Source organism: Acinetobacter sp. AB03 (assembly GCF_058107045.1).
Genome location: NZ_JBUEBA010000027.1, coordinates 1 through 1,716 on the forward strand (window position 1 = coordinate 1; position 1,716 = coordinate 1,716).

The following is a 1,716-nucleotide window of genomic DNA, read 5'->3' on the forward strand; positions in this document are numbered from 1 at the left end:
AAATTTCAGGCAGCACACTCATACATTTAAGCGTCGGTTTAAGCTGGTAGTTTACTCGCCAAAACATCTACTTTTTCAATAGACGGTGGCTCTGAAAATAGCTCATCGGCCTGAGCCATCAAAGCAGCTGCAACCTTGCCAGATAGATGTGCTTGGCGACCCGCCTCATCAGGAAATGCATCAAATATACCAAATGTTGTAGGTCCAAGACGTAGGCCAAACCACGCAACTGTCGCAGGTTCTTCCATTACAATATGTAAACCGGCTTTAAGGAAAGCTTCCACTTCGTCTTCTTTACCCGGTTTAGCTTCAAGGCGGACATATAAAGCTGTTTTAAGCATGACTAAAACTCCACAATTGACTAGAATTAAAACTGATTCTGACATTGCTAATGTATGCATGTCAGAAAGTTTTGTTGTATAAAAGTTAAAAAAAAATCCCATAGCTGAGCCAAAATCTGTTTTTTTATTCCGACATAATGCTATGAATTTATTCAAGTTAATATCATTAACATTTGAATCAAAAAATTAAGATATGAGATGGTTAAATTCAATCTTAGTTATATAAGGATCAATTGACTCTACCTTAGATTTATAAGCTGACCTCTTCATCTGAAAATTATATTGCTCAAGAAGCATTCAAGAACAACATGTACATCCTCATATCTATCAAAGTTATTTAGCTAGGAGTTTGCTGTGAAACTCTATATGTTTCTCTATAAAGCTCGCAATGAAGTAATAGCTATGGTCATACCCTTCTCTTAGGTTAAGTGTAAGAGGATATTCTTGTTCCAAACACATATCACTAAGAAGCTTAGGCCTTAACTGTTCTTCAAGAAAATCATCAGCTGTTCCCTGATCGACTAAAATAGGTATATGAACTTCAGCGTTTTTGATTAATTCAATCGCATCATAGCTTTTCCATAAAGTTTCGGTTTCACCTAGGTAATGTGTGAAAGCCTTTTTCCCCCAAGGTACTTGGCTAGGTGCAACAATCGGTGCAAAAGCAGAAATACTTTTATACAGCTCAGGATTTTTTAACCCAATTACTAATGCACCATGACCACCCATGCTATGACCCATAATACTTTGGACTTGATTGGTCGGAAAATTTAGGTCAATCAGATTTCTGAGCTCTTCCACAATATAATCATACATTTTGAAATGCTGTGACCAAGGTGCTTGTGTTGCATTCACATAGAATCCTGCACCTTGGCCTAAATCATAATCTGCATGATCTGGTACATCTTCTCCACGTGGGCTGGTATCTGGTGCAACAATAATGACTTTATGTTCAGCCGCATACTTTTGTGCTCCGGCTTTAGTAATAAAGTTCTGTTCGTTGCAAGTCAGTCCTGATAACCAATATAAAACTGGCAACCGCTCATCTTTGTCATGAGGTGGCAGATATATTGAGAATTTCATTGAACAGTTTAATGCTATTGACTGATGGCGATACACTTCTTGCGATCCACCAAAAGAAGCATGTTTCTCAATTATTTCCATAATCAATTACCTATGTTGAGCAAGACTTCATGAGAAATCGAGTAAACAAAGAGTCCGACATTCTCCACAGAGAATAGTGATAAAGATTTAAAATGTAGGCAGGTTGATTGAACCTATACACGATGCCTACACAGATAGATCTGTTTTACAGATGATGTGCCGTTTTGGAGAATTCCATGCATGTCATTCATGATGCACATGCATGGAAAAG

Annotated in this window: 2 protein-coding genes; both read right to left on the minus strand. The window is 37.6% G+C overall.

Going from position 1 to position 1,716, the window contains the following annotated elements:
- Positions 1-38 precede the first annotated feature (38 nt).
- Positions 39-341 (minus strand): putative quinol monooxygenase, encoded by a 303-nt coding sequence (locus ACY3FQ_RS17035; protein ID WP_004897265.1) that lies wholly within the window; start codon positions 339-341, stop codon positions 39-41.
- A gap of 333 nt (positions 342-674) precedes the next feature.
- On the minus strand, positions 675-1,505 hold the full coding sequence (gene fghA / locus ACY3FQ_RS17040) for an S-formylglutathione hydrolase (protein WP_004897267.1): 831 nt from the start codon (positions 1,503-1,505) through the stop codon (positions 675-677).
- Between the last annotated feature and the right edge of the window lie 211 nt (positions 1,506-1,716).

Bases quoted from the DNA above. Each gene is read 5' to 3' on its own strand.
- fghA (WP_004897267.1), bottom strand. From the start codon at position 1,505: ATGGAAATAATTGAGAAACATGCTTCTTTTGGTGGATCGCAAGAAGTG.
- ACY3FQ_RS17035 (WP_004897265.1), bottom strand. From the start codon at position 341: ATGCTTAAAACAGCTTTATATGTCCGCCTTGAAGCTAAACCGGGTAAA.